General features: G+C 52.3%; 22 protein-coding genes and 3 tRNA genes. 22 read left to right on the top strand and 3 right to left on the bottom strand.

Annotated elements, in window-relative coordinates; all coding sequences use genetic code 11:
• Positions 1 to 13 precede the first annotated feature (13 nt).
• A complete protein-coding gene (asd, locus tag HV302_RS22040; RefSeq protein ID WP_047358902.1) occupies positions 14 to 982 on the bottom strand; it encodes an archaetidylserine decarboxylase in 969 nt (322 codons plus the stop codon).
• 92 nt (positions 983 to 1,074) lie between these two features.
• Positions 1,075 to 2,127, bottom strand: a complete 1,053-nt coding sequence (rsgA, locus tag HV302_RS22035) for a small ribosomal subunit biogenesis GTPase RsgA (protein WP_019078196.1) — start codon at positions 2,125 to 2,127, stop codon at positions 1,075 to 1,077.
• A 105-nt stretch (positions 2,128 to 2,232) separates the two neighbouring features.
• Between rsgA and orn the strand changes: the two genes are divergently transcribed.
• From orn to HV302_RS22015, 4 genes are all read left to right on the top strand, one after another.
• Positions 2,233 to 2,778, top strand: coding sequence for an oligoribonuclease (orn, locus tag HV302_RS22030; RefSeq protein WP_141895813.1), 546 nt, complete (start codon positions 2,233 to 2,235; stop codon positions 2,776 to 2,778).
• 240 nt (positions 2,779 to 3,018) lie between these two features.
• Positions 3,019 to 3,094: transfer RNA gene (locus HV302_RS22025), tRNA-Gly, on the top strand.
• 155 nt (positions 3,095 to 3,249) lie between these two features.
• A tRNA-Gly gene (locus HV302_RS22020) sits at positions 3,250 to 3,325 on the top strand.
• A 43-nt stretch (positions 3,326 to 3,368) separates the two neighbouring features.
• Positions 3,369 to 3,444, top strand: a tRNA-Gly gene (locus tag HV302_RS22015).
• Between the two features lie 269 nt (positions 3,445 to 3,713).
• Here the strand turns inward: HV302_RS22015 and queG are convergent.
• Complete coding sequence (queG, locus tag HV302_RS22010) at positions 3,714 to 4,853, bottom strand: tRNA epoxyqueuosine(34) reductase QueG (RefSeq protein ID WP_181626581.1); 1,140 nt, start codon at positions 4,851 to 4,853, stop codon at positions 3,714 to 3,716.
• Here queG and nnr point away from each other — a divergent pair.
• The 18 genes from nnr (at position 4,852) to HV302_RS21920 (ending at position 23,777) form a co-directional block, all read left to right on the top strand.
• Positions 4,852 to 6,399 (top strand): bifunctional ADP-dependent NAD(P)H-hydrate dehydratase/NAD(P)H-hydrate epimerase, encoded by a 1,548-nt coding sequence (nnr, locus tag HV302_RS22005; protein WP_181626580.1) that lies wholly within the window; start codon positions 4,852 to 4,854, stop codon positions 6,397 to 6,399. The genes queG and nnr overlap by 2 nt on opposite strands.
• Positions 6,371 to 6,832 (top strand): tRNA (adenosine(37)-N6)-threonylcarbamoyltransferase complex ATPase subunit type 1 TsaE, encoded by a 462-nt coding sequence (gene tsaE / locus HV302_RS22000; protein ID WP_016151410.1) that lies wholly within the window; start codon positions 6,371 to 6,373, stop codon positions 6,830 to 6,832. The genes nnr and tsaE overlap by 29 nt, the downstream gene beginning before the upstream one ends.
• A gap of 16 nt (positions 6,833 to 6,848) precedes the next feature.
• Entirely contained in the window at positions 6,849 to 8,180 is a 1,332-nt protein-coding gene (amiB, locus tag HV302_RS21995; protein WP_019078199.1) for an N-acetylmuramoyl-L-alanine amidase AmiB, read from the top strand.
• A gap of 9 nt (positions 8,181 to 8,189) precedes the next feature.
• On the top strand, positions 8,190 to 10,052 hold the full coding sequence (gene mutL, locus HV302_RS21990; protein WP_019078200.1) for a DNA mismatch repair endonuclease MutL: 1,863 nt from the start codon (positions 8,190 to 8,192) through the stop codon (positions 10,050 to 10,052).
• Positions 10,045 to 10,995, top strand: coding sequence for a tRNA (adenosine(37)-N6)-dimethylallyltransferase MiaA (miaA, locus tag HV302_RS21985; protein WP_016151413.1), 951 nt, complete (start codon positions 10,045 to 10,047; stop codon positions 10,993 to 10,995). The genes mutL and miaA overlap by 8 nt, the downstream gene beginning before the upstream one ends.
• An 84-nt stretch (positions 10,996 to 11,079) precedes the next feature.
• Positions 11,080 to 11,388 carry an RNA chaperone Hfq gene (hfq, locus tag HV302_RS21980; RefSeq protein WP_003025584.1) on the top strand — a complete coding sequence of 103 codons (309 nt, stop codon included), beginning with the start codon at positions 11,080 to 11,082 and terminating at the stop codon, positions 11,386 to 11,388.
• Between the two features lie 74 nt (positions 11,389 to 11,462).
• Positions 11,463 to 12,743 carry a ribosome rescue GTPase HflX gene (hflX, locus tag HV302_RS21975; RefSeq protein ID WP_181626579.1) on the top strand — a complete coding sequence of 427 codons (1,281 nt, stop codon included), beginning with the start codon at positions 11,463 to 11,465 and terminating at the stop codon, positions 12,741 to 12,743.
• A gap of 189 nt (positions 12,744 to 12,932) precedes the next feature.
• Positions 12,933 to 14,186, top strand: a complete 1,254-nt coding sequence (gene hflK, locus HV302_RS21970; RefSeq protein ID WP_016151416.1) for an FtsH protease activity modulator HflK — start codon at positions 12,933 to 12,935, stop codon at positions 14,184 to 14,186.
• A gap of 2 nt (positions 14,187 to 14,188) precedes the next feature.
• Complete coding sequence (hflC, locus tag HV302_RS21965) at positions 14,189 to 15,193, top strand: protease modulator HflC (RefSeq protein WP_016155510.1); 1,005 nt, start codon at positions 14,189 to 14,191, stop codon at positions 15,191 to 15,193.
• 82 nt (positions 15,194 to 15,275) lie between these two features.
• Positions 15,276 to 15,473, top strand: coding sequence for a DUF2065 domain-containing protein (locus tag HV302_RS21960; protein ID WP_019078201.1), 198 nt, complete (start codon positions 15,276 to 15,278; stop codon positions 15,471 to 15,473).
• A 102-nt stretch (positions 15,474 to 15,575) separates the two neighbouring features.
• The gene (gene purA / locus HV302_RS21955; RefSeq protein ID WP_003025606.1) at positions 15,576 to 16,874 is read left to right on the top strand and encodes an adenylosuccinate synthase; all 1,299 of its coding nucleotides are present in this window, start codon (positions 15,576 to 15,578) and stop codon (positions 16,872 to 16,874) included.
• Between the two features lie 216 nt (positions 16,875 to 17,090).
• Positions 17,091 to 17,516, top strand: a complete 426-nt coding sequence (gene nsrR, locus HV302_RS21950) for a nitric oxide-sensing transcriptional repressor NsrR (protein ID WP_003025609.1) — start codon at positions 17,091 to 17,093, stop codon at positions 17,514 to 17,516.
• Between the two features lie 38 nt (positions 17,517 to 17,554).
• Complete coding sequence (gene rnr / locus HV302_RS21945; RefSeq protein ID WP_016151418.1) at positions 17,555 to 20,017, top strand: ribonuclease R; 2,463 nt, start codon at positions 17,555 to 17,557, stop codon at positions 20,015 to 20,017.
• A 70-nt stretch (positions 20,018 to 20,087) separates the two neighbouring features.
• Positions 20,088 to 20,819, top strand: a complete 732-nt coding sequence (rlmB, locus tag HV302_RS21940; protein WP_003830482.1) for a 23S rRNA (guanosine(2251)-2'-O)-methyltransferase RlmB — start codon at positions 20,088 to 20,090, stop codon at positions 20,817 to 20,819.
• A 124-nt stretch (positions 20,820 to 20,943) separates the two neighbouring features.
• A complete protein-coding gene (locus tag HV302_RS21935; RefSeq protein ID WP_181626578.1) occupies positions 20,944 to 21,348 on the top strand; it encodes a DUF2170 family protein in 405 nt (134 codons plus the stop codon).
• A gap of 15 nt (positions 21,349 to 21,363) precedes the next feature.
• Complete coding sequence (locus HV302_RS21930) at positions 21,364 to 22,062, top strand: PspA/IM30 family protein (RefSeq protein ID WP_181626577.1); 699 nt, start codon at positions 21,364 to 21,366, stop codon at positions 22,060 to 22,062.
• A gap of 36 nt (positions 22,063 to 22,098) precedes the next feature.
• On the top strand, positions 22,099 to 23,118 hold the full coding sequence (locus HV302_RS21925; protein WP_419095932.1) for a potassium channel family protein: 1,020 nt from the start codon (positions 22,099 to 22,101) through the stop codon (positions 23,116 to 23,118).
• Positions 23,118 to 23,777, top strand: coding sequence for a YjfK family protein (locus HV302_RS21920; protein WP_149381786.1), 660 nt, complete (start codon positions 23,118 to 23,120; stop codon positions 23,775 to 23,777). The genes HV302_RS21925 and HV302_RS21920 overlap by 1 nt, the downstream gene beginning before the upstream one ends.
• Positions 23,778 to 23,783: the final 6 nt, after the last annotated feature.

The following is a 23,783-nucleotide window of genomic DNA, read 5'->3' as shown; positions in this document are numbered from 1 at the left end:
GCGATTCCTATGTTTAACTTTCGTCTTTTTTGTCGTCAACCAGCGGGCTGGCGTCGTGTTCTGCTTCGATCTCTTCTTTCGCAAGCGGGGCAGGTTCTGCCTCTGGCGTCACGAATGTCTCGGTCGAGATGGCCATTGGCTGGCCGATTTTGGTCACTGAAAGGTCCTGCAACTGCTCAACCAGGTTAACTTTGCCAGGCGCGAACAGGTTGATAACGGTGGAACCGAGCTTAAAGCGGCCCATTTCCTGACCTTTCAACAGCGCCACCGACCCTTCGCTTTCGCCTTCCGGCCAGGTCCAGCGTTTGATGACGCCTTCACGCGGTGGGGTAATGGTGCCAGCCCATGCGGTTTCAATACTGCCGACGATGGTCGCGCCGACCAGAATCTGCACCATCGGGCCAAATTCGGTATCAAACAGACAGATTACGCGTTCGTTGCGTGCAAACAGGTTTGGAACGTTTTGCGCAGTCAGGATATTTACAGAGAAGAGATCGCCTGGCACGTACATCATTTCACGCAGGATACCGTTACACGGCATATGTACACGGTGGTAATCGCGTGGAGATAAGTAAGTGGTCACAAACGTACCGTTGCGGAATTTGTCCGCCATCTGGTAGTTGCCGGCCAGCAGTGCTTCAAGGGTATAGCTGTGCCCTTTGGCCTGCAGCAGTTTGTCTTCTTCGATGCTTCCTAACTGGTTAATCACGCCGTCAGCAGGCATGACCAGTACGTTTGGATCGGTGTTAATCGGGCGAACGTCGTCGCGCAGTGGGCGAACAAAGAAGTCGTTAAAGGTGCGATAGCTGGCGGTGTCCGGCTTTTGCGCCTCTTTCATATCGACCTTGTAATATTTCACGAACAGATCGATAACCAGTTTAGTCAGCCATCCTGCTCGTTTGCTCGCACCCCAACCCGCCAGGCGAGTGAGCCATAGTTTCGGCAGAATGTATTGTAGCGAAAGCTTAAATGAGTTTAACAAGGTAGCCTCCAGGCCATAATTTGTTCCCGATCCGGCATACGGGCCGGATCCTGAAAAAAGGGGGACGATTCTAGCGATGCTTAGCTTAGTTGTCAGTTGTCTGTATCAGAAAAGTTTTTACGTGTTTTTACCTGCGCCATGCTTTCCAGGATGCGGTGATAATTTTCAAACCGAGTTTCGGCTATTGCCCCTTTTTCTACGGCCTCACGGATAGCGCAGCCTGGATCGGTATCATGCTTGCAGTCGCGGTATTTGCAGTGGCCCAGGTAGTCATGGAATTCGACAAAACCATGTGTGATTTGTTCCGGCTCCAGATGCCACAATCCGAACTCACGTACGCCAGGGGAGTCGATAACGTCGCCACCGTGCGGGAAATGATACAGGCGAGAGGCAGTGGTGGTGTGCTGTCCAAGGCCGGAGTTGTCGGAGACATCGTTGGTCAGGATCTCTTCCTGCAGACCGAGAAGATTATTGAGCAGGCTAGATTTACCAACGCCCGACTGACCGGCAAAAATGCTGATGCGATCGGTTAATGCTTCTTCAAGCGGTTTCAGGCCGTCTTTCGTGCGGCTTGATACCATCAACACGCGATAGCCAATGTGGCGATAAATATCCATCTGTTCGTTAACAAAGGCCATGCCTTCGTCATCCAGCAGATCGATCTTATTCAATACGATAATCGGTTCAACGTGTAGCGTTTCACAGGCTACCAGATACCGGTCGATAATATTGAGTGACAGCTCGGGTAAGATGGCTGAGACAATAACGATCTGGTTGATGTTGGCGGCAATGGGTTTCACCCCGTCGTAAAAGTCGGGACGTGTCAGTACCGAGGTACGCTCGTGTACCGCTTCAACGATGCCTTTGACATTCACGCCTTCTGCTGCTGCTTTTCCCGGGCGCCAGACAACGCGATCGCCGGTCACCAGCGAGCGAATTGTACGGCGGATGTTGCAGCGGTGAATCTCACCGTCAGCAGATTCCACGTCGGCATGCATGCCAAAACGGCTGATAACGATGCCTTCAGCGGTTTCGCCAAACAGGTTGTCGTCGTAGTCTGGCTTCTCCGTGGACGTTTTCAGACGACGCTGGTGATTGGCGTTCACACGGCGCTGTTGGCCTTTGGAGAGTTTATTCTTACTCAATCGGACTGACTCCTGGTCGCCCATAATGGGCAAAACATTTATGATACACGCAATTTTAGATGAATATAGTCACACTGAATGTGACGCTGAAGGGTGGAAAATAGCATGAGTGCCAATGAAAACAACTTGATTTGGATCGATCTGGAGATGACAGGTCTGGATCCCGAGCACGATCGCATAATTGAGATAGCCACGCTGGTGACGGATGCCAACCTGAATATTCTGGCTGAAGGACCGACAATTGCGGTGCACCAGTCCGACGAACAGCTGGCATTAATGGATGACTGGAACGTACGTACGCATACCGGTAGTGGGCTAGTGGATCGCGTGAAGGCGAGCACCATGGGGGATCGTGAAGCTGAACTGGCTACGCTGGCTTTTTTGAAAGAGTGGGTTCCAGAAGGGAAATCACCTATCTGCGGCAACAGCATCGGTCAGGATCGTCGTTTCCTGTTTAAATACATGCCGGAGCTGGAGGCGTATTTCCATTATCGCTATCTTGACGTCAGTACGTTGAAAGAGCTGGCGCGTCGTTGGAAGCCGGAAATTCTTGCTGGCTTCACCAAGCAGGGAACGCATCAGGCGATGGACGATATTCGTGAATCTGTTGCTGAGCTTGCTTACTATCGCGAACATTTTATTAAGCTTTGATTTTGTGGATGGTCGGGCGGCGCTGTGGCTTACCCGACCTACGAATATCGTTCCTGCGTGCTTGCACTGAGGTAGGATTGTCGCTAAATTAGACGACTTGCCGATAAATTCAGCATTTAAACAGAAAAACGAAAAAATCGCTTTTAGGGGGGTTGCAGCTAAACGGATTTCTCGTATAATGCGCCTCCCGTAACGACAGAGAATTACACGTTACGGCAGCAGCAAAAGCAGTACAAATTTGCGGGAATAGCTCAGTTGGTAGAGCACGACCTTGCCAAGGTCGGGGTCGCGAGTTCGAGTCTCGTTTCCCGCTCCAAAATTTGAAAGTGCTTGTAAAGCACAGACCACCAATCGCAGAATTTCGAATTGCGACAAGGCGGCAACTGAATGAGTCCTTAGGAGCTACTAAAGTAAGTGACTTAGGCGAATGAAGGCAGCCAACGCAGTAGCGGTTCGAAAGACGAAGATTAAGCGGGAATAGCTCAGTTGGTAGAGCACGACCTTGCCAAGGTCGGGGTCGCGAGTTCGAGTCTCGTTTCCCGCTCCAAAATTTGAAAGTGCTTATGTCTACAAAGCACAGACACACCCAAGCGGGAATAGCTCAGTTGGTAGAGCACGACCTTGCCAAGGTCGGGGTCGCGAGTTCGAGTCTCGTTTCCCGCTCCAAATTCTTACCCCAATAAAAATATCCACAGCGAATAAATACGTTGGGGACGTTTTGTTTCGTCATTGACATACTCTTGTAAACAGACTTATCCACAGGTTCGGGTATTATTCCTGGAATGCAAAAAACTTAGTCGGGTGAATAGTATCATTTTAACTCTTTGAAAATATAGAATTAATTATCATTTCAAATTGTTAATGCGATCACTTGACGATTTTTTCCCTCTTGAATATCAATGTGTTTTTATTTTTATACACAAGCTGTGGATGACTTAAGCGTCACGCGGCAGACCCTTTTCAATGACCCTGACCAAACGTTGTTTCTTCGGTAACTGCACTTCAACTACGCAGGCATTTCGCTTCTCGATTTGCTGAGCAACCGCCCACTCTATGTGTTCGTCGAGAAGTGGGTGCTCACCTCTGCGACTTTCCAGCGCGTGAATAACGGCTTCATCCCATGGGGCATTACCCAGCGCAACAGCGATATTTCGCAGCCAGCGCAGGTGACCAATACGACGAATAGCAGACCCCTCCGTGACTTTTAAAAACCACGCTTCGCTCCAGCTAAACAGCTCTATTAACTCTGGAGCATGAAGTTGTTTGCGTGGGTTGAAGTCATCCTCTGTCGTCAACTGCGAGTATCGGTTCCACGGGCAAATGAGCTGGCAATCATCGCAGCCGTAAATTCGATTCCCCAACAGGGGACGAAATTCTTCCGGGATCGCGCCTTCCAGTTCGATAGTGAGATAAGAGATACAGCGGCGCGCATCTACCGTGTAGGGTTCAACGATGGCCCCGGTGGGACAGATGGTCATACAGGCGACGCATTTCCCGCATCCTTCTTCTACTGGGTTGTCGACCGGCAGGGGCAAATCGATCAGTAATTCCCCGAGAAAGAAAAATGAACCGGCTGCGCGATTGAGGATAAGTGAGTGCTTACCTGTCCAGCCAAGCCCGGCTTTTTCCGCTAATGGACGCTCAAGAATGGGCGCAGAATCGACAAAAGGTCTAAAATTCAGCGAAACGCAGTGCTGTTGAATCCTCTCTCCCAGTTTTTTTAAGCGGTTACGCAGCAGTTTATGGTAGTCACGCCCAAGCGCGTAACGGCTGACGTAACCCTGAGAGGGGTTTTTTAACGTGCTGGCAAAGGCCGCATTGGCAGGAAGATAGTTCATACGTACGCTGATGACACGTAACGTACCGGGTAATAATTCGTGAGGTCGGGCGCGCATCATGCCGTGACGGGCCATCCAGTCCATCTCGCCGTGATAGTGTTTATCCAGCCAGGCCTGCAGTTTGGGCTCCGCTTCGCTGAGGTCGGTATCGGCAATACCGACCTGCTGAAAGCCAAGCTCCAGCCCCCACTGTTTAATATTTTGCGCTAACTGATTGAGATCGAGGGGCTCTGACATGACGGACCATACAATGAAGAAAAACCCCGCAAGTATACCACACTCCATTTGGCACGCCGATGACATCAGGCGGATGGAGCGAGAGGCGGCAGACAGTTTAGGACTGACGTTGTACGAGCTGATGCAACGGGCGGGAGAGGCGGCGTTTCAGGTCACCCGCGAGACATATCCAAACGCTCAGCACTGGCTGGTGCTATGTGGTCATGGCAACAACGGTGGTGATGGTTACGTGGTGGCAAGGCTTGCCAAAGCTCAGGGGCTTGATATTACGTTGCTGGCGCAGGAGAGTGATAAAGCGCTCCCTGAGGAAGCACAGCAGGCACGCGACGCCTGGCTTAACGCCGGTGGCGTCATTCATGCTGCGGATATCAATTGGCCAGATCGCGTGGACGTCATTATTGATGCGCTGTCAGGCACGGGCTTAAAACACGCGCCGCGTGAGCCTCTCTCGGCATTGATCGAACGTGCCAATCACCATCCTGCCCCTGTCGTGGCGATAGACATTCCATCCGGCCTGCTGGCGCAGACGGGCGCGGCGCCGGGCGCGGTTATCAATGCGGAGCACACCGTGACCTTTATTGCGTTGAAGCCAGGTCTGCTAACCGGTAAAGCGCGCGATGTCACCGGACGCCTGCATGTTAACGCACTCGGTCTGGACGACTGGCTGGCGGGGCAGAACGCGCCGCTGCAACGGTTTGATGCTCAACAGCTTGTACACTGGTTAACGCCGCGTCGACCCACCTCGCACAAAGGCTCCCACGGTCGGCTGGTGATCATCGGTGGTGACCACGGTACGGCTGGCGCAATACGCATGGCCGGTGAAGCGGCGCTGCGTGCAGGAGCCGGGTTGGTCAAAGTGCTAACCCGAAGTGAAAATATTGCGCCTATTCTGACTGCCAGACCGGAACTGATGGTCGATGCGCTGACGCCGCAGACTCTGGAAGAGAGCCTGGCGTGGGCGGATGTTGTGGTGATAGGACCAGGGCTTGGTCAGCAGGAATGGGGTAAAAAAGCGCTGCAAAAGGTAGAGAATTTTCGCAAACCGATGCTCTGGGATGCGGATGCGCTGAACCTGCTGGCAATCAACCCCGATAAACGTCACAATCGCGTGATCACGCCGCATCCTGGTGAAGCCGCGCGACTTCTGGGCTGTTCCATTGCAGAAATTGAAGACGATCGATTACTTTGCGCACAACGTCTGGTAAAACGGTACGGAGGCGTCGTCGTGCTGAAAGGCGCGGGTACGGTTGTTGCTGCCGAACAGGCCGAATTGGGTATTATTGATACCGGCAATGCTGGAATGGCCAGCGGCGGAATGGGTGATGTGCTTTCCGGTATTATTGGCGCATTGCTCGGACAGAAGCTTACCCCGTATGATGCGGCATGTGCGGGATGTGTCGCGCACGGTGCGGCGGCGGATGTGCTGGCGGCGCGTTATGGTACGCGCGGCATGCTGGCGACAGATCTCTTTACCACGCTACAGCGTATTGTTAACCCTGATGTGATTGACGTTTATCATGATGAATCGAGTAATTCCACTACCTGATGAGCAGGCGACTTTAGACCTGGGACTGCGGGTAGCCAAAGCCTGTGATGGCGCGACGGTAATTTATTTGTACGGCGACCTGGGGGCGGGTAAAACCACTTTCAGCCGGGGATTCCTGCAGGCGTTAGGTCACAAAGGAAATGTAAAAAGCCCCACCTATACGCTGGTTGAACCCTATTCGCTCGATAATTTGATGGTATATCACTTCGATCTGTACCGACTTGCGGACCCAGAGGAGCTGGAATTTATGGGGATCCGCGATTATTTTGCCAATGACGCCATCTGCCTGGTGGAATGGCCGCAACAAGGTAAAGGTGTACTGCCAGACCCGGACGTCGAAATACACATTGAATATCAGGCGCAAGGTCGAGAGGCGCGCATAAGCGCAGTCTCCTCATCGGGTGATTTATTGCTGGCGCGTTTAGCCGATTAACCTTAAGGGTGGCGGGATGATTTATCGCATCAGAAACTGGCTGATGGCAACACTGGTCCTGCTGTGCGCGCAGGCAGGGGCCGCCAGCCTCTCCGATCTTCAGGTGTCCAATGGCGATCAACAAGCGCGGATTACGCTGAGCTTTATTGGCGATCCTGAATACGCAGTTTCGCAGGACGGGAAACGAACCGTCGCGTTGGATATTAAACAAACCGGTGTGATTCAGGGGTTACCGCTGCTGTTTAGCGGCAATAATCTGGTGAAATCTATCCGTTCCGGCACGCCAAAAGATGCGCAGTCTCTGCGCCTGGTTGTGGATTTAACCGAGAACGGCAAAGCCGAAGCCGTAAAACGCCAGAACGGCGGCAATTATACCGTCGTGTTTACCATCAAAGCTGATGCGCCACCGCCGCCTCCACCACCTCCAGTGGTTGCGAAGCGTGTTGAAGCGCCGGTTATCGCCCCGCGCCCTGCCGAGCCTGCGCGTAATCCGTTTAAAGCGGAAAACGATCGCACCACGATGGTAACCAACAGTAATACCTCCACACGACCTGCGGCGCGCGCCAGTACCAGTAACGGCGAAAAAGTAGTTATCGCCATTGATGCCGGACACGGCGGGCAGGATCCTGGCGCTATTGGTCCCGGTGGCACACGTGAGAAAAACGTCACGATTGCCGTGGCGCGCAAACTGCGCAGTTTGCTCAATGATGACCCGATGTTTAAAGGCGTACTCACCCGTGATGGCGATTACTTTATCTCGGTGATGGGGCGTTCAGACGTTGCGCGTAAACAAAACGCCAACTTCCTGGTCTCTATTCATGCGGATGCCGCACCAAACCGGGATGCCACTGGTGCTTCCGTCTGGGTACTGTCAAACCGTCGGGCAAACAGTGAGATGGCCGGCTGGCTGGAACAGCACGAAAAGCAATCGGAACTGTTGGGTGGGGCGGGCGATGTGCTGGCAAACAGCCAGTCCGATCCTTATCTCAGCCAGGCCGTGTTGGATCTGCAGTTCGGTCATTCGCAACGCGTTGGGTATGATGTAGCGACCAGCATGATCGGCCAGTTAGAACGTATTGGCTCGATGCATAAGCGTCGTCCGGAACACGCCAGCCTTGGGGTATTACGTTCGCCTGATATCCCGTCAGTGCTGGTTGAAACCGGCTTTATCAGTAACAACAGCGAAGAGCGTCTGTTGGCGAGTGATGACTACCAGCAGCAGCTGGCCGAGGCAATTTACAAAGGATTGCGTAACTATTTCCAGGCGCACCCGATGCAAACCGGGCCTCAGGGCACACCGGCGCAAACCGCGAGTGCGGTATCGCCTGGCAACACGTTAACAAATTAAGGATTAGCCATGCCGATTCAGGTTCTACCGCCACAGCTGGCGAACCAGATTGCCGCAGGCGAGGTGGTAGAACGGCCTGCGTCAGTGGTGAAGGAGCTGGTGGAAAACAGTATCGATGCCGGTGCGACGCGCATTGATATTGATATTGAGCGCGGCGGCGCGAAGCTTATCCGTATTCGTGACAACGGCTGCGGGATTAAAAAAGACGAGCTGGCGCTGGCGCTGGCGCGTCATGCCACCAGTAAAATTTCCTCGCTTGACGATCTCGAAGCCATCGTGAGCCTCGGGTTTCGCGGCGAAGCGCTGGCCAGTATCAGCTCCGTTTCTCGTTTAACCCTGACGTCGCGTACGCAAGAACAACCTGAAGCCTGGCAAGCCTATGCCGAAGGGCGCGACATGGATGTGACGGTTAAACCCGCTGCGCATCCGGTGGGAACCACGCTGGAGGTGTTAGATCTGTTCTACAACACTCCGGCGCGGCGCAAGTTTATGCGCACCGAGAAAACTGAATTTAATCATATCGACGAAATAATCCGCCGCATTGCGCTGGCACGTTTTGATGTGACGATTAATTTGTCGCACAACGGCAAAGTGGTGCGTCAGTACCGGGCAGTGGCTGCGGATGGGCAGCAAGAGCGCCGACTGGGCGCGATTTGCGGCACGCCGTTTCTGGAACATGCGCTGGCGATTGAATGGCAGCATGGCGATTTAACGCTGCGCGGCTGGGTGGCCGATCCTAACCACACAACGGCGGCGCTGGCGGAAATCCAGTACTGCTATGTGAATGGCCGGATGATGCGCGACCGGTTGATCAACCATGCTATTCGTCAGGCCTGTGAAGATAAGCTGGGAGCCGATCAGCAGCCCGCTTTTGTGTTGTATCTGGAAATCGACCCGCATCAGGTGGATGTTAACGTACATCCCGCCAAACATGAGGTCCGTTTTCATCAGTCCCGCCTGGTGCATGATTTTATTTACCAGGGCGTGTTGAGCGTCCTGCAACAGCAGCTTGAAACGCCGCTGCCGTTGGCTGATGATGACGAGCCCGCGCCAAGGCACATCCCAGAAAACCGCGTCGCGGCCGGGCGTAACCATTTTGCCGAACCGGCCCCGGCGCGTGAACCTGCGACACCGCGTTACTCAGCATCTGCTGGCGCTGGCAGTAGTGGTGGCCGTCAGACGGGGGCCAGTTGGCCTCATGCCCAGCCTGGATATCAAAAGCAGCAGGGTGAGATTTATCAGCAACTGCTACAGACGCCGGTTCCGCCGCGTAAAACGCCGGTTTCTGAAACGCCATCAGCTCCTTTGTCCGGCAGCAGTCAGGGCTTTGGGCGGGTGCTAACCATTGTCGGTACGGACTGCGCATTACTCGAATGCGATGGTCATATTCGGTTGCTGGCATTGCCGGTGGCGGAACGTTGGCTACGTCAGGCGCAGTTAACGCCGGACCAGGGCGTCGTTTGCGCTCAGCCGTTACTGATCCCTTTACGTCTAAAAGTAAACGCTGATGAAAAAGCGGCGCTGCAAAAAGGGCAGAGCCAACTGGCTGAGTTGGGTATTGAATTTCAACTGGATGCACAGCATGTGACCATCCGGGCGGTGCCTTTACCCTTACGCCAACAAAATTTACAAATCTTGATTCCTGAACTGATAGGCTACCTGGCGCAGCAGTCCGAATTCGAACCGGGCAATATTGCACAGTGGATTGCACGTAATCTGATTAGCGAGCATCCGCAGTGGAGCATGGCTCAGGCGATTACGCTGTTAGCGGATGTTGAGCGGCTTTGTCCACAACTCGTGAAGGCGCCGCCGGGTGGTTTGTTACAACCTGTTGATTTACATTCGGTAATGAATGCCCTGAAACATGAGTGATACCCGTAAGGCGAGCCTGCCAAAGGCGATTTTTTTGATGGGGCCGACGGCCTCCGGTAAAACGGCACTGGCAATTGAATTGCGTAAAGTTTTGCCTGTAGAGTTGATAAGCGTTGATTCCGCCCTTATTTACAAGGGGATGGATATCGGTACAGCCAAGCCTGATGCAGATGAATTACAGGCCGCGCCGCACCGGTTGCTGGATATCCGCGATCCGTCCCAGGCGTACTCTGCTGCGGATTTTCGCCGCGATGCGTTAGCCGAGATGGCCGATATCACCGCCGCGGGGCGTATTCCGCTGCTGGTGGGCGGCACAATGTTATATTTCAAAGCCTTGCTTGAAGGGCTGTCGCCGTTACCGTCGGCAGATCCGGAAGTCAGGGCCAGAATTGAGCAGCAGGCGGCAGAGCATGGGTGGGACGCGTTACACCGACAGCTTCAGGAAATAGATCCGGTGGCTGCGGCGCGTATTCATCCAAATGATCCGCAAAGACTTTCCCGGGCACTGGAAGTTTTTTTCATTTCGGGTAAAACTTTAACGGAGCTGACGCAAACGTCAGGAGATGCTTTGCCGTATCAGGTGCATCAGTTTGCTATCGCCCCGGCGAGCCGTGAACTGCTCCATCAGCGAATTGAGCAGCGTTTTCATCAGATGTTGGCTTCAGGTTTTGAAGCAGAAGTCCGGGCGCTATTTGCCCGTGGAGATTTGCATACGGATTTGCCTTCCATTCGTTGTGTAGGGTATCGCCAGATGTGGTCATACATTGAAGGCGAAATTTCATACGATGAAATGGTTTATAGAGGTGTTTGCGCCACGAGGCAGTTGGCGAAACGACAGGTAACCTGGTTGCGTGGTTGGGAAGGGGTGCACTGGCTTGACAGTGAAAAGCCTGACCAGGCGCGAAACGAAGTATTACAGGTTGTTGGTGCTATCGCGAACTGAATGTGTACAATTGAAACGTATCGTGCGCAATTTTTCAGAATCGAAAGGTTCAAAGTACAAATAAGCATATAAGGAAAAGAGAGAATGGCTAAGGGGCAATCTTTACAAGATCCGTTCCTGAACGCACTGCGTCGGGAACGTGTTCCAGTTTCTATTTATTTGGTGAATGGTATTAAGCTGCAAGGTCAAATCGAGTCTTTTGATCAGTTCGTGATCCTGTTGAAAAACACGGTCAGCCAGATGGTTTATAAGCACGCGATTTCTACTGTTGTCCCGTCTCGCCCGGTTTCTCATCACAGCAATAATGCCACCGGCGGCACTGGCAGCAACTACCATCACGGTAGCAACGCGCAAGGTTCATCTGCGCAACAGGACAGCGAAGAAACCGAATAAGGTTGTTAGCTGTTTTACACACGGGGAGCCAGCGATCCTGCGTTCCCCGTTGATATATATTAAGGGGTTGACGCTTGTTTGACCGTTATGATGCCGGTGAGCAGGCGGTACTGGTACACATCTATTTTTCGCAAGACAAAGATATGGAAGACCTCCAGGAGTTTGAATCTCTGGTTTCTTCCGCCGGTGTCGAAGCAATGCAGGTGATTACCGGGAGCCGTAAAGCACCGCACCCGAAGTATTTTGTTGGTGAAGGTAAGGCAATCGAAATTGCGGAAGCCGTAAAAGCGACTGGCGCTGCGGTGGTGATTTTTGATCATGCTCTAAGCCCCGCCCAGGAACGTAACCTGGAACAGTTGTGCCAGTGTCTTGTTATCGACAGGACAGGTCTTATTTTAGATATTTTTGCCCAGCGTGCGCGCACCCATGAGGGTAAGTTGCAGGTTGAGCTGGCGCAGTTGCGCCATATGGCTACTCGTCTGGTCCGTGGCTGGACCCACCTTGAAAGGCAAAAGGGCGGGATTGGTTTGCGCGGTCCGGGTGAAACCCAGCTCGAAACCGACCGTCGTTTGCTGCGTAATCGCATTTTGCAAATACAGTCGCGCCTGGAAAAAGTTGAAAAGCAACGTGAGCAGGGGCGACAGTCGCGCAAGAAAGCGGATGTCCCAACCGTATCACTGGTGGGATATACCAACGCCGGAAAATCCACCCTGTTCAACCAGATCACCGAAGCCCGGGTTTACGCAGCGGATCAGCTGTTTGCGACCCTGGACCCAACGCTGCGCCGTATAGACGTAGCGGACGTCGGTGAAACCGTGCTGGCGGATACCGTAGGGTTTATCCGTCATTTGCCGCACGACCTGGTGGCGGCGTTTAAAGCCACCCTGCAGGAAACGCGTCAGGCGACATTGCTGCTGCATATTATTGATGCTGCAGATTTTCGTGTGCAGGAAAACATCGAGGCCGTCGACACGGTGCTCGAAGAGATCGATGCGCATGAGATCCCGACTCTGCTGGTGATGAATAAAATCGATATGCTGGATGATTTTGAACCACGTATCGACAGAGATGAAGAGAATAAACCCATTCGCGTTTGGGTTTCAGCGCAAACGGGAATAGGTATACCACAGCTTTTTCAGGCTTTGACTGAGCGACTTTCCGGTGAGGTGGCGCAGCACACGTTGCGTTTGCCGCCGCAGGAAGGGCGTCTGAGAAGCCGGTTTTACCAACTTCAGGCAATAGAAAGAGAGTGGATGGAGGAGGACGGCAGCGTGGGTCTGCAGGTTCGTATGCCGATCGTAGACTGGCGTCGCCTCTGTAAACAAGAACCGGCACTGGAAGACTATATTGTCTGACCTGACGGATATGGCCTGAAGATTTTTTCGCCTCTATACCTTGTGGGTTTTGTGCAGCATGAAGGTGGCAAGTCCTGAAATCTTCAGGAGCATAGTCAACTATGTGACTGAGATTAAGGGGCGTAGCCAACGCATCGGCAGCGCAAAATACGCAGGTATAGCATCGCATAACAAATATGGAGCACAAAAATGGCGTGGAATCAGCCCGGTAATAACGGACAAGACCGCGACCCGTGGGGAAGCAGCAAACCTGGCGGCAACCCTGAGGGAAATGGAAACAAAGGTGGTCGCGATCAGGGACCTCCCGATCTGGATGATATCTTCCGCAAACTGAGTAAAAAGCTCGGTGGTCTGGGTGGTGGTAAAGGTGCTGGTTCTGGCGGCGGTAGCTCATCGCAAGGCCCGCGTCCGCAATTGGGTGGTCGAGTCTTTACTATCGCAGCGGCAGCTATCGTCATTATCTGGGCGGCCAGCGGTTTCTACACCATTAAAGAAGCGGAACGCGGCGTGGTGACACGCTTCGGTAAATTCAGCCATTTGGTTGAACCGGGTCTGAACTGGAAACCGACCTTTGTCGACGAAGTGACCCCGGTCAACGTGGAAGCCGTGCGTGAACTTGCCGCATCCGGCGTGATGCTGACCTCTGACGAAAACGTCGTACGCGTTGAAATGAACGTGCAGTACCGCGTGACCGATCCGCAGCGTTACCTGTTTAGCGTAACCAGCGCGGATGACAGTCTGCGTCAGGCAACCGACAGCGCCCTGCGTGGGGTTATCGGTAAATACACCATGGACCGTATCCTGACCGAAGGGCGTACCGTTATTCGTAGCGATACCCAGCGTGAACTGGAAGAAACGATCCGTCCGTACAACATGGGTATCACCCTGCTGGACGTCAACTTCCAGGCAGCACGTCCGCCGGAAGAAGTAAAAGCCGCGTTTGACGATGCCATTGCAGCACGTGAAAACGAGCAGCAGTACATCCGTGAAGCAGAAGCGTACACCAACGAAGTTCAGCCACGTGCTAACGGTCAGGCGCAGCGTATTCTGGAAGAAGCGCGTGCTTACAAAACGCGAACCATCCTGGAAGCACAGGGTGAAGTGGCTCGTTTCGCAAAAATTCTGCCGGAATATAAAGCCGCACCGCAAATTACTCGCGAGCGTCTGTATATCGAAACCATGGAAAAAGTGCTGAGCAATACCCGCAAAGTCCTGGTTAACGATAAGGGCAGCAATCTGATGGTTCTGCCGCTGGATCAAATGCTGAAAGGCGGTAGTGCGCCAGCAGCAAAGAGTGACAGCAGTTCAAACCTGCTGCGTCTGCCGCCAGCAACGACGTCCGGCACTGGAGCAAGCAATACCTCGTCCACCAGTCAGGGCGATATTATGGACCAACGCCGCGCGAACGCGCAGCGTAACGACTACCAGCGTCAGGGGGAATAACGATGCGTAAGTCAGTTATTGCGATTATCATCATCGTTCTGGTAGTTCTGTTCATGTCTGTCTTTGTGGTTAAAGAAGGCGAGCGCGGGATTACTCTGCGCTTTGGTAAAGTTCTGCGTGACGATGAAAACAAGCCGCTGGTTGTTGCACCAGGCCTGCACTTCAAGATTCCGTTTATTGAATCTGTGAAGATGCTGGATGCGCGTATTCAGACCATGGACAACCAGGCCGATCGCTTTGTTACCAAAGAGAAGAAAGACCTGATCGTTGACTCCTACATTAAGTGGCGCATCAGTGACTTTAGCCGTTACTACCTGGCAACGGGCGGTGGCGATGTTTCTCAGGCAGAAGTCCTGCTGAAACGTAAGTTCTCTGACCGTCTGCGTTCTGAAATTGGTCGTCTGGACGTGAAAGACATCGTTACCGATTCCCGCGGTCGTCTGACGCTGGAAGTTCGTGATGCGCTGAACTCCGGTTCTGCTGGCACGGAAGATGAAGTCGCGACACCGGCGGCAGATAGCGCGATTGCCGAAGCGGCTGAGCGTGTTCAGGCTGAAACAAACGGTAAAGTACCGGTCATCAACCCGAATAGTATGGCGGCATTGGGCATCGAAGTGGTTGACGTGCGTATCAAGCAAATCAACCTGCCTGCTGAAGTGTCTGAGGCTATCTACAACCGTATGCGCGCTGAGCGTGAAGCGGTAGCGCGTCGCCATCGTTCACAAGGTCAGGAAGAAGCGGAAAAACTGCGTGCCACGGCGGATTATGAAGTGACTAAAACGCTGGCAGAATCTGAGCGTCAGGGCCGCATCATGCGCGGTGAAGGCGATGCAGAAGCCGCTAAACTGTTTGCCGATGCGTTCAGCCAGGATCCTGACTTCTACGCCTTCATCCGTAGCCTGCGTGCTTACGAGAAGAGCTTCGAAGGCAACCAGGACGTGATGGTCATGAGCCCGGACAGCGATTTCTTCCGCTACATGAAGACACCGAGCACTACGACACGCTAATAAAGTTCCAGCGGTTTTAAACCAGCAAAACCACCGGCATCCCCAGGGATGCGGTGGTTTTCTTTTTATAAAAGGACGATGGATGAATTCAACAATTTTGCTGGCGCTCGCGCTGGTTTTGGTGCTGGAAGGCCTGGGCCCTATGCTTTATCCCCGCGCGTGGAAGAAAATGATTTCCGCAATGGCGCAACTTCCCGAAAATACTTTGCGTCGTTTTGGTGGAGGTCTTGTGGTTGCGGGCGTTGTGGTCTACTACATGTTGAGGAAAACGATTGGCTGATCAATAAGTAGCCTATTTTGCGGATTTTCGCATGCAAAAAGTGCTGTATATCTGAAAAAGCGGTGGTAGAATCCATTTTTAAGCAAACGGTGATTTTGAAAAATGGGTAACAACGTCGTCGTACTGGGCACCCAATGGGGTGACGAAGGTAAAGGGAAGATCGTCGATCTTCTGACTGAACGGGCTAAATATGTTGTGCGCTACCAGGGTGGTCACAACGCAGGCCATACTCTCGTAATCAACGGTGAAAAAACCGTCCTCCATCTTATTCCATCAGGTATTCTTCGCGAGAATGTCATCAGCATCATCGGTAACGGTGTTGTACTGTCTCCGTCCGCGCTGATGAAAGAAATGAAAGGACTGGAAGATCGTGGCATCCCGGTTCGCGAGCGCCTGCTGTTGTCTGAAGCTTGTCCGCTGATCCTTGATTATCACGTTGCGTTGGATAATGCTCGTGAGAAAGCGCGTGGCGAGAAAGCGATCGGTACTACCGGTCGTGGCATCGGTCCGGCTTATGAAGACAAAGTAGCTCGTCGCGGTCTGCGCGTTGGCGATCTGTTTGATAAAGCAACCTTCGCTGAAAAACTGAAAGAAGTGATGGAATATCACAACTTCCAGCTGGTGAATTTCTATAAAGTTGAAGCAGTTGACTACCAGAAAGTGCTGGATGATGTGATGGCGATTGCCGACATCCTGACCTCTATGGTTGTTGATGTTTCCGATCTGCTGGACCAGGCGCGTAAGCGTGGCGATTTCGTCATGTTCGAAGGCGCACAGGGTACCCTGCTGGATATCGACCACGGTACCTATCCGTACGTAACGTCTTCCAACACCACCGCAGGTGGCGTGGCGACCGGCTCCGGCCTGGGTCCACGTTATGTGGATTACGTTCTGGGTATCATCAAAGCTTACTCTACACGTGTAGGCGCGGGTCCGTTCCCGACTGAGCTGTTTGATGACGTTGGCGAGTTCCTGTGCAAACAAGGTAACGAGTATGGCGCGACCACCGGTCGTCGTCGTCGCACCGGTTGGCTGGACTCCGTTGCGGTACGCCGTGCAGTACAGATTAACTCCCTGTCTGGCTTCTGCCTGACCAAACTGGACGTACTGGACGGTTTGAAAGAGGTGAAAATCTGTGTCGCTTATCGTATGCCGGATGGCCGTGAAGTAACGACTACCCCGCTGGCTGCGGACGACTGGAAAGGTATCGAGCCGATCTACGAAACCATGCCAGGCTGGTCTGAATCCACCTTCGGTGTGAAGGAACGTAGCGGTCTGCCGCAGGCAGCACTGAACTACATCAAGCGTATTGAAGAACTGACCGGTGTGCCGATTGATATTATCTCAACTGGCCCAGACCGTACTGAAACCATGATCCTGCGCGACCCGTTCGACGCATAATTCTGGTTATAGCGTGGCGTCGAATGGCGCTGCGCTTGCACTATCTTAGGCCGGATGAGGCGCTTTGCATCATAATCCGGCTTAAAATCACGTAAGTTCCTCGCTTTTTTCCTTCCTGAACTGAAATAAATTAGCGACCTGGCTGGTGGCTGGTTTATCATCAATGTAATTAATACCACCAGGTTTATCCGTTTTATCCCTTTTCCTGAGGTTGATGTGCAGTTAACAAGTTTCACCGATTACGGATTACGTGCGCTAATCTACATGGCGTCACTTCCCGAAGGACGTATGACCAGTATTTCTGAGGTGACAGAAGTCTACGGCGTGTCCCGTAATCATATGGTCAAAATAATCAATCAACTTAGCCGTGCGGGCTTCGTTACTGCTATTCGAGGAAAAAATGGCGGTATCCGCCTGGGTAAACCAGCTAAGGATATTGGTATTGGTGATGTGGTTCGCGAGCTGGAACCACTATCGTTGGTCAATTGTAGCAGCGAGTTTTGCCACATTACCCCAGCCTGTCGACTCAAACAGGCGCTTTCTAAGGCAGTGCAAAGTTTTCTCACGGAACTGGACAACTACACACTTGCTGATTTGGTTGAAGAGAATCAACCGCTTTATAAATTATTGCTGGTGGAGTGACGAAAATCTTCATCAGAGCTGACAATGGAGGAACCTCGATGTCACAAGATCCTTTCCAGGAACGCGAAGCAGAAAAATACGCGAATCCTATCCCGAGCCGGGAATTTATCCTCGAACATTTAACTAAACGTGAAAAACCGGCCAACCGCGATGAGCTGGCCGCTGAACTCAACATTGAAGGTGAAGAGCAGCAAGAAGCGTTGCGTCGCCGCCTGCGCGCCATGGAGCGTGACGGGCAACTGGTCTTCACTCGTCGTCAGTGCTATGCGCTGCCGGAGCGTCTTGACCTGCTGAAAGGTACCGTTATTGGCCACCGTGATGGCTACGGCTTTCTGCGCGTTGAAGGCCGCAAAGATGACCTGTACCTGTCCAGCGAGCAGATGAAAACCTGCATTCATGGCGATCAGGTGTTGGCACAGCCGCTGGGCGCGGACCGTAAAGGTCGTCGCGAAGCGCGTATTGTGCGCGTACTGGTGCCGAAAACCAGCCAGATTGTCGGTCGCTACTTCACCGATGCTGGCGTTGGGTTTGTCGTCCCTGACGACAGCCGCCTGAGCTTTGATATCCTGATCCCGCCGGAAGAGGTGATGGGTGCTCGTATGGGTTTTGTGGTCGTGGTTGAGCTGACCCAGCGTCCGACGCGTCGCACTAAAGCGGTGGGTAAAATTGTTGAAGTCCTGGGCGACAACATGGGAACCAGCATGGCCGTTGATATGGCACTGCGTACTCATGAAATCCCGTATATCTGGCCTCAGGCGGTCGAAAAACAGGTCGCCGGACTGAAAGAAGAAGTGCCGGAAGAAGCGAAAGCCGGACGTGTCGATCTGCGCTCCCTGCCGCTGGTCACTATCGATGGCGAAGATGCGCGTGACTTCGACGATGCGGTTTACTGCGAGAAGAAACGCGGCGGCGGCTGGCGTTTATGGGTGGCGATTGCTGACGTAAGCTATTACGTTCGCCCGCCGACTCCGCTGGACCAGGAAGCGCGCAGCCGTGGCACATCCGTCTACTTCCCATCGCAGGTTGTTCCGATGCTACCGGAAGTGCTGTCTAACGGATTGTGTTCGCTCAACCCGCAGGTGGACAGGCTGTGTATGGTCTGTGAAATGACCATTTCGTCGAAAGGCCGCTTAACAGGCTTTAAATTCTACGAAGCGGTTATGAGCTCCCATGCGCGTCTGACCTACACCAAGGTCTGGCACATGCTGCAGGGCGATCAGGAACTGCGTGAGCAGTACGCGCCGTTGGTTAAACACATTGAAGAGCTGCATAACCTCTACAAAGTGCTGGATAAAGCGCGTGAAGAGCGTGGCGGTATCTCGTTTGAAAGTGAAGAAGCGAAGTTTATCTTCAATGCTGAACGCCGTATTGAGCGTATTGAGCAGACGCAGCGTAATGACGCGCACAAACTGATTGAAGAGTGCATGATCATGGCGAACATCTCAGCGGCGCGATTCGTTGAGAAAGCCAAAGAGCCGGCACTGTTCCGTATTCACGATAAGCCGACGACCGAAGCGATTAATTCGTTCCGTTCGGTGTTGGCGGAGCTGGGGCTGGAGCTGCCCGGCGGTAATAAACCCGAGCCGCGTGATTACGCTGAACTGCTGGAGTCGATTGCTGACCGTCCTGACGCAGAAATGCTGCAAACTATGCTGCTGCGTTCAATGAAGCAGGCGATTTACGATCCGGAAAACCGCGGTCACTTTGGCCTTGCGTTGCAATCTTATGCACACTTCACCTCGCCGATCCGTCGTTACCCGGATCTCTCCTTGCACCGGGCGATTAAGTATCTGCTGGCGCAGGAGCAGGGCCATAAAGGCAACACCACGGAAACGGGTGGCTACCATTATTCGATGGAAGAGATGCTGCAGCTGGGTCAACACTGTTCGATGGCCGAGCGCCGTGCTGACGAAGCCACACGCGACGTCTCTGACTGGCTGAAGTGCGACTTCATGCTGGATCAGGTAGGTAATGTCTTCAAAGGCGTGATCGCCAGCGTGACCGGGTTTGGTTTCTTCGTCCGTCTTGATGAGCTGTTTATCGACGGTCTGGTGCATGTCTCCTCCCTGGATAACGACTACTATCGTTTTGACCAGGTTGGGCAGCGTCTGACGGGAGAATCCAGCGGTCAAATGTATCGCTTGGGCGATCGCGTGGAAGTTCGCGTGGAAGCGGTCAACATGGACGAGCGTAAAATCGACTTCAGTTTGATCTCCAGCGAACGTGCACCGCGCAATGAAGGTAAAACCGCGCGTGAAAAAGCGAAAAAAGGCGATGCGGGTAAAAATACCGGTAAGCGTCGTCAGATGGGCAAAAAAGTAAATTTCGAGCCGGATAGCGCTTTCCGCGGCGAGAAGAAAGGCAGAGCCAAACCTCAGGCCGATAAAAAAACGGCTGAGAAGAAAGGCGATAAAAAAGCGAAAAAGCCATCGGCAAAAACGCTTAAAATCGCTGCCGCCACCAAAGCTAAACGCGCGACGAAAAAGAAAGTCGCGCAATAACAGCCATAAACAGTAAGTCGGGCAACCTCGCGTTGCCCGCGTTACGCATAAACTATTAACGAGTACATTCATGAGTGAAATGATTTACGGCATCCATGCGGTGCAGGCTCTGCTGGAACGTGCGCCTGAGCGCTTCCAGGACGTCTTTATTCTCAAAGGTCGTGAAGATAAACGCCTGCTGCCGCTGATCCACGCACTGGAAGCACAGGGTGTTGTCATTCAGCTGGCTAACCGCCAGTTCCTGGATGAGAAAAGCGAGGGTGCGGTACATCAGGGAATTATTGCTCGCGTGAAGCCGGGTCGTCAGTATCAGGAAAACGATCTGCCGGATCTGATTGCTACGCTCGATCAGCCGTTCTTTTTGATCCTCGATGGTGTTACCGATCCGCATAACCTGGGGGCATGCCTGCGTAGCGCCGATGCTGCTGGCGTCCATGCTGTTATCGTACCGAAGGATCGTTCTGCGCAGTTGAATGCAACGGCGAAAAAAGTGGCCTGCGGCGCGGCAGAAAGCGTACCGCTGATCCGTGTGACCAATCTGGCGCGCACTATGCGTATGCTGCAGGAAGAGAATATCTGGATCGTCGGAACCGCAGGTGAAGCTGACCATACTCTCTACCAGAGCAAAATGACCGGACGTCTGGCGCTGGTGATGGGCGCAGAGGGTGAAGGTATGCGTCGTTTGACCCGCGAACACTGTGACGAACTGATCAGCATCCCGATGGCTGGGAGCGTTTCGTCGCTGAATGTTTCAGTTGCGACGGGCATCTGCCTGTTTGAGGCTGTACGCCAGCGCGGCTAAACTTATTTTTCGGAAAAAGCCATCCAGATTTGGATGGCTTTTTTTTATCTTAAACAAGTATGATAAATAGTGGAAAATGATATTCATTTTATTTATTTTTAACTAACTAATATATGGGAAATATATGGCATGGACTCCGCAGTTGCTTGCTAAAGCACTACAAACTCTTCCTGAATTAAATATAAATACTGAATATAACGAACAATCATTAATGGTCAAAATGAATGATTTTGGTGATTTGTCGCTCAGTGTTCTATTCACTTCCCGCCAAATTATTATAGAAACCGTTATTTGTTCTGTTAGTAGTATTCATGATCAGGATGAATTTAATATTTTCTTATTACGTAATCAAAAAATCCTTCCTTTGTCTTCTGTGGGAATTTCTCGCGTTCAGTATGAAGAATATTACGTCGCATTTGGCGCCCTCTCGCTTAATTCATCGTTGGATGATGTGGTTCTGGAGATGACTACGCTTGCGGATAACGCGCTGGATCTCGCTGAAATAACTGAAGAATACACTTACGAATAACAAGGAACGCTATTTATGGGAATTTTGAAAAGCCTGTTTACTCTCGGCAAGTCTGTGCTTTCGCAAGCGGAAGAGTCAATCGAAGAAGCGCAGGGGGTGCGGATGCTGGAACAACATATTCGCGATGCGAAAGGTGAACTGGATAAAGCCGGAAAATCACGGGTTGACTTGCTGGCGCGCGTGAAGTTGAGCAACGATAAATTAAACGATCTGCGCGAGCGCAAGGCCAGTCTGGAAAACCGGGCACTTGAGGCGCTGAGTAAAAATGCTAATCCGTCTCTGATTAACGAAGTTGCGGAAGAGATTGCTCGTCTGGAGAATGTCATAACCGCCGAGGAGCAAGTGCTTACTAACCTTGAAATCTCTCGTGATGGCGTTGAAAAAGCGGTTAATGCCACCGCGCAGCGGATTGCGCAGTTTGAACAGCAGCTCGAGATGGTAAAGGCAACGGAAGCGATGCAGCGTGCCCAACAGGCCGTAACCACATCGACTGTCGGCGCGTCTTCCAGTGTCTCTACGGCGGCGGAGTCGCTCAAGCGTTTGCAAACACGCCAGACAGAGCGTCAGGCCCGCCTGGATGCGGCCGCACAGCTTGAGAAAGTTGCAGATGGGCGTGACCTTGACGAAAAACTGGCAGAGGCAGGCATTGGCGCAACTAATAAAAGCTCTGCTCAGGATGTTCTGGCGCGACTGCAACGGCAGCAAGGCAAGTAATGCTGTTCACTTGGATGCCAACGGAATCTCTCAAGACTGACCTGGCCTGCTTTGATTGGGCTATTTGTAGGGCAGTACCTGTTTTGTTACCTGGTGCTGAGATTACTGGGCGAAGAGATGCTGGTTGGTCGCCTGAGCGATTTTATCTATTACTGCTCGGTCGTGGGTTCTACGCTGGGGTTTGGCGACCTTAGTCCGCAAACAGCAGAAGGGCGAGTTTTTACAGCTCTATGGCAGATCCCAGTCAGCGTTGGATTATTCGGCGCATTAATGGGTAAGGTTATTGGCATGGTACAAGGACTGTTAGCAAAAGGAATGATGGGGATGGGGGATTATCGTCATTTGCGCAATCATATACTGGTGGTTGGCTGGCGCGGCCACCAGACGGAAAAAATGATATCGCTGCTGTTGTATGACACCCGGCGTGCTTTCGAGCGGGTGCTCCTGTGTGAATCGGATGATATTCAACATCCTTTGCAGGGGAATCACTGGGTTGATTTCATTCGTATTCGTAATTTTAATGACGCACATGAGCATGCTCGTATGGGGTTATGCACGTGCCAGAGCGCTATCATCTTTGCCCGTACGGATGAACTTACGTTTACCATCGCACTTTCGCTGGCTGATTCGATCCCTGATCAGTGCCATGTTGTTGCTTATATGGAAGATGAGCGTTACGCAGGATTGCTTGAGGTGCATTGTCCGCGCATTGAAATTGTACGCAATCTCTCTGCTGAACAAATTTCTCGATCCATTCAGGATCCTGGTTCTTCCCAGTCGGTTGCATCCATTATGAATCCTATGCTGGGCGACACGGGTTTTGCCGTACCGATTCCGGAAGAGGTGACTTCAATTCGTTATGGCAATTTAATGCGTTATATGAAGCTCCGCCATGATGCAACCGTGTTGGGCATTAGCACCTGTAAAAATGGTCGTGGTATGGAATTGAACCCGGTCATCTCGACGGAGGTAAAAGGAGGAATGTGGCTACATCTGATTGGTAATAGCCGCATTCTGGCGAAGGAGATTGCCTGGCTGGAGATCGAGGATAAATGATGACAAGTTTTTTCCAACGTTTATTTGGTAAGGCCGCTGCTGTTGCGCCAGTTCGTGGGCCGTTGGGGTTACATCTGAATGCAGGATTCACGATCGATACATTGGCGTTTCGCCTGTTAGAAGAAGCTTTATTGATTGAATTGCCGGGTGAAGAGTACACCGTTGCAGCCGTCAGCCACATTGATTTAGGTGGTGGAAGTCAGATTTTCCGCTACTACACGTCTGGAGAGGAGTTTTTGCAAATCAATACCTCCGGTGGAGCAGATATCGATGATATCGACGATATCAAACTCTTTGTTTATGAAGAAAGTTACGGGATTTCGCAAAAAAAACACTGGCAGTCTGCCATTAGCCCGTCAGTGATAGGTACGCCAACACTTAGCTGGCAGGAAGAACGTTGGCAGCGCTTTTTTAACGATGAAGAACCGGGGAATATTGAACCGGTTTATATGCTGGAAAAGGTGGAAAACCAGCAGCACGCCACATGGGAAGTGCACAATTTTACCATGGGCTACCAGCGACAGGTGGAAGATAATACCTGGGAATACCTGCTGTTAAACGGTGAAGAGTCATTTAATGAGCAGGGAGAACCTGAGTGGGTATTCTCCCGGGCGTTGGGCATCGATATTTCTTTAACATCAATCAATATTATTGGTTAATTTCAG

It is taken from the genome of Citrobacter sp. RHBSTW-00859, assembly GCF_013729795.1.
Classification (GTDB): domain Bacteria; phylum Pseudomonadota; class Gammaproteobacteria; order Enterobacterales; family Enterobacteriaceae; genus Citrobacter; species Citrobacter braakii.
Note: the sequence above shows the minus strand (reverse complement) of the source record. Positions and strands in the feature narration are given on the sequence as shown.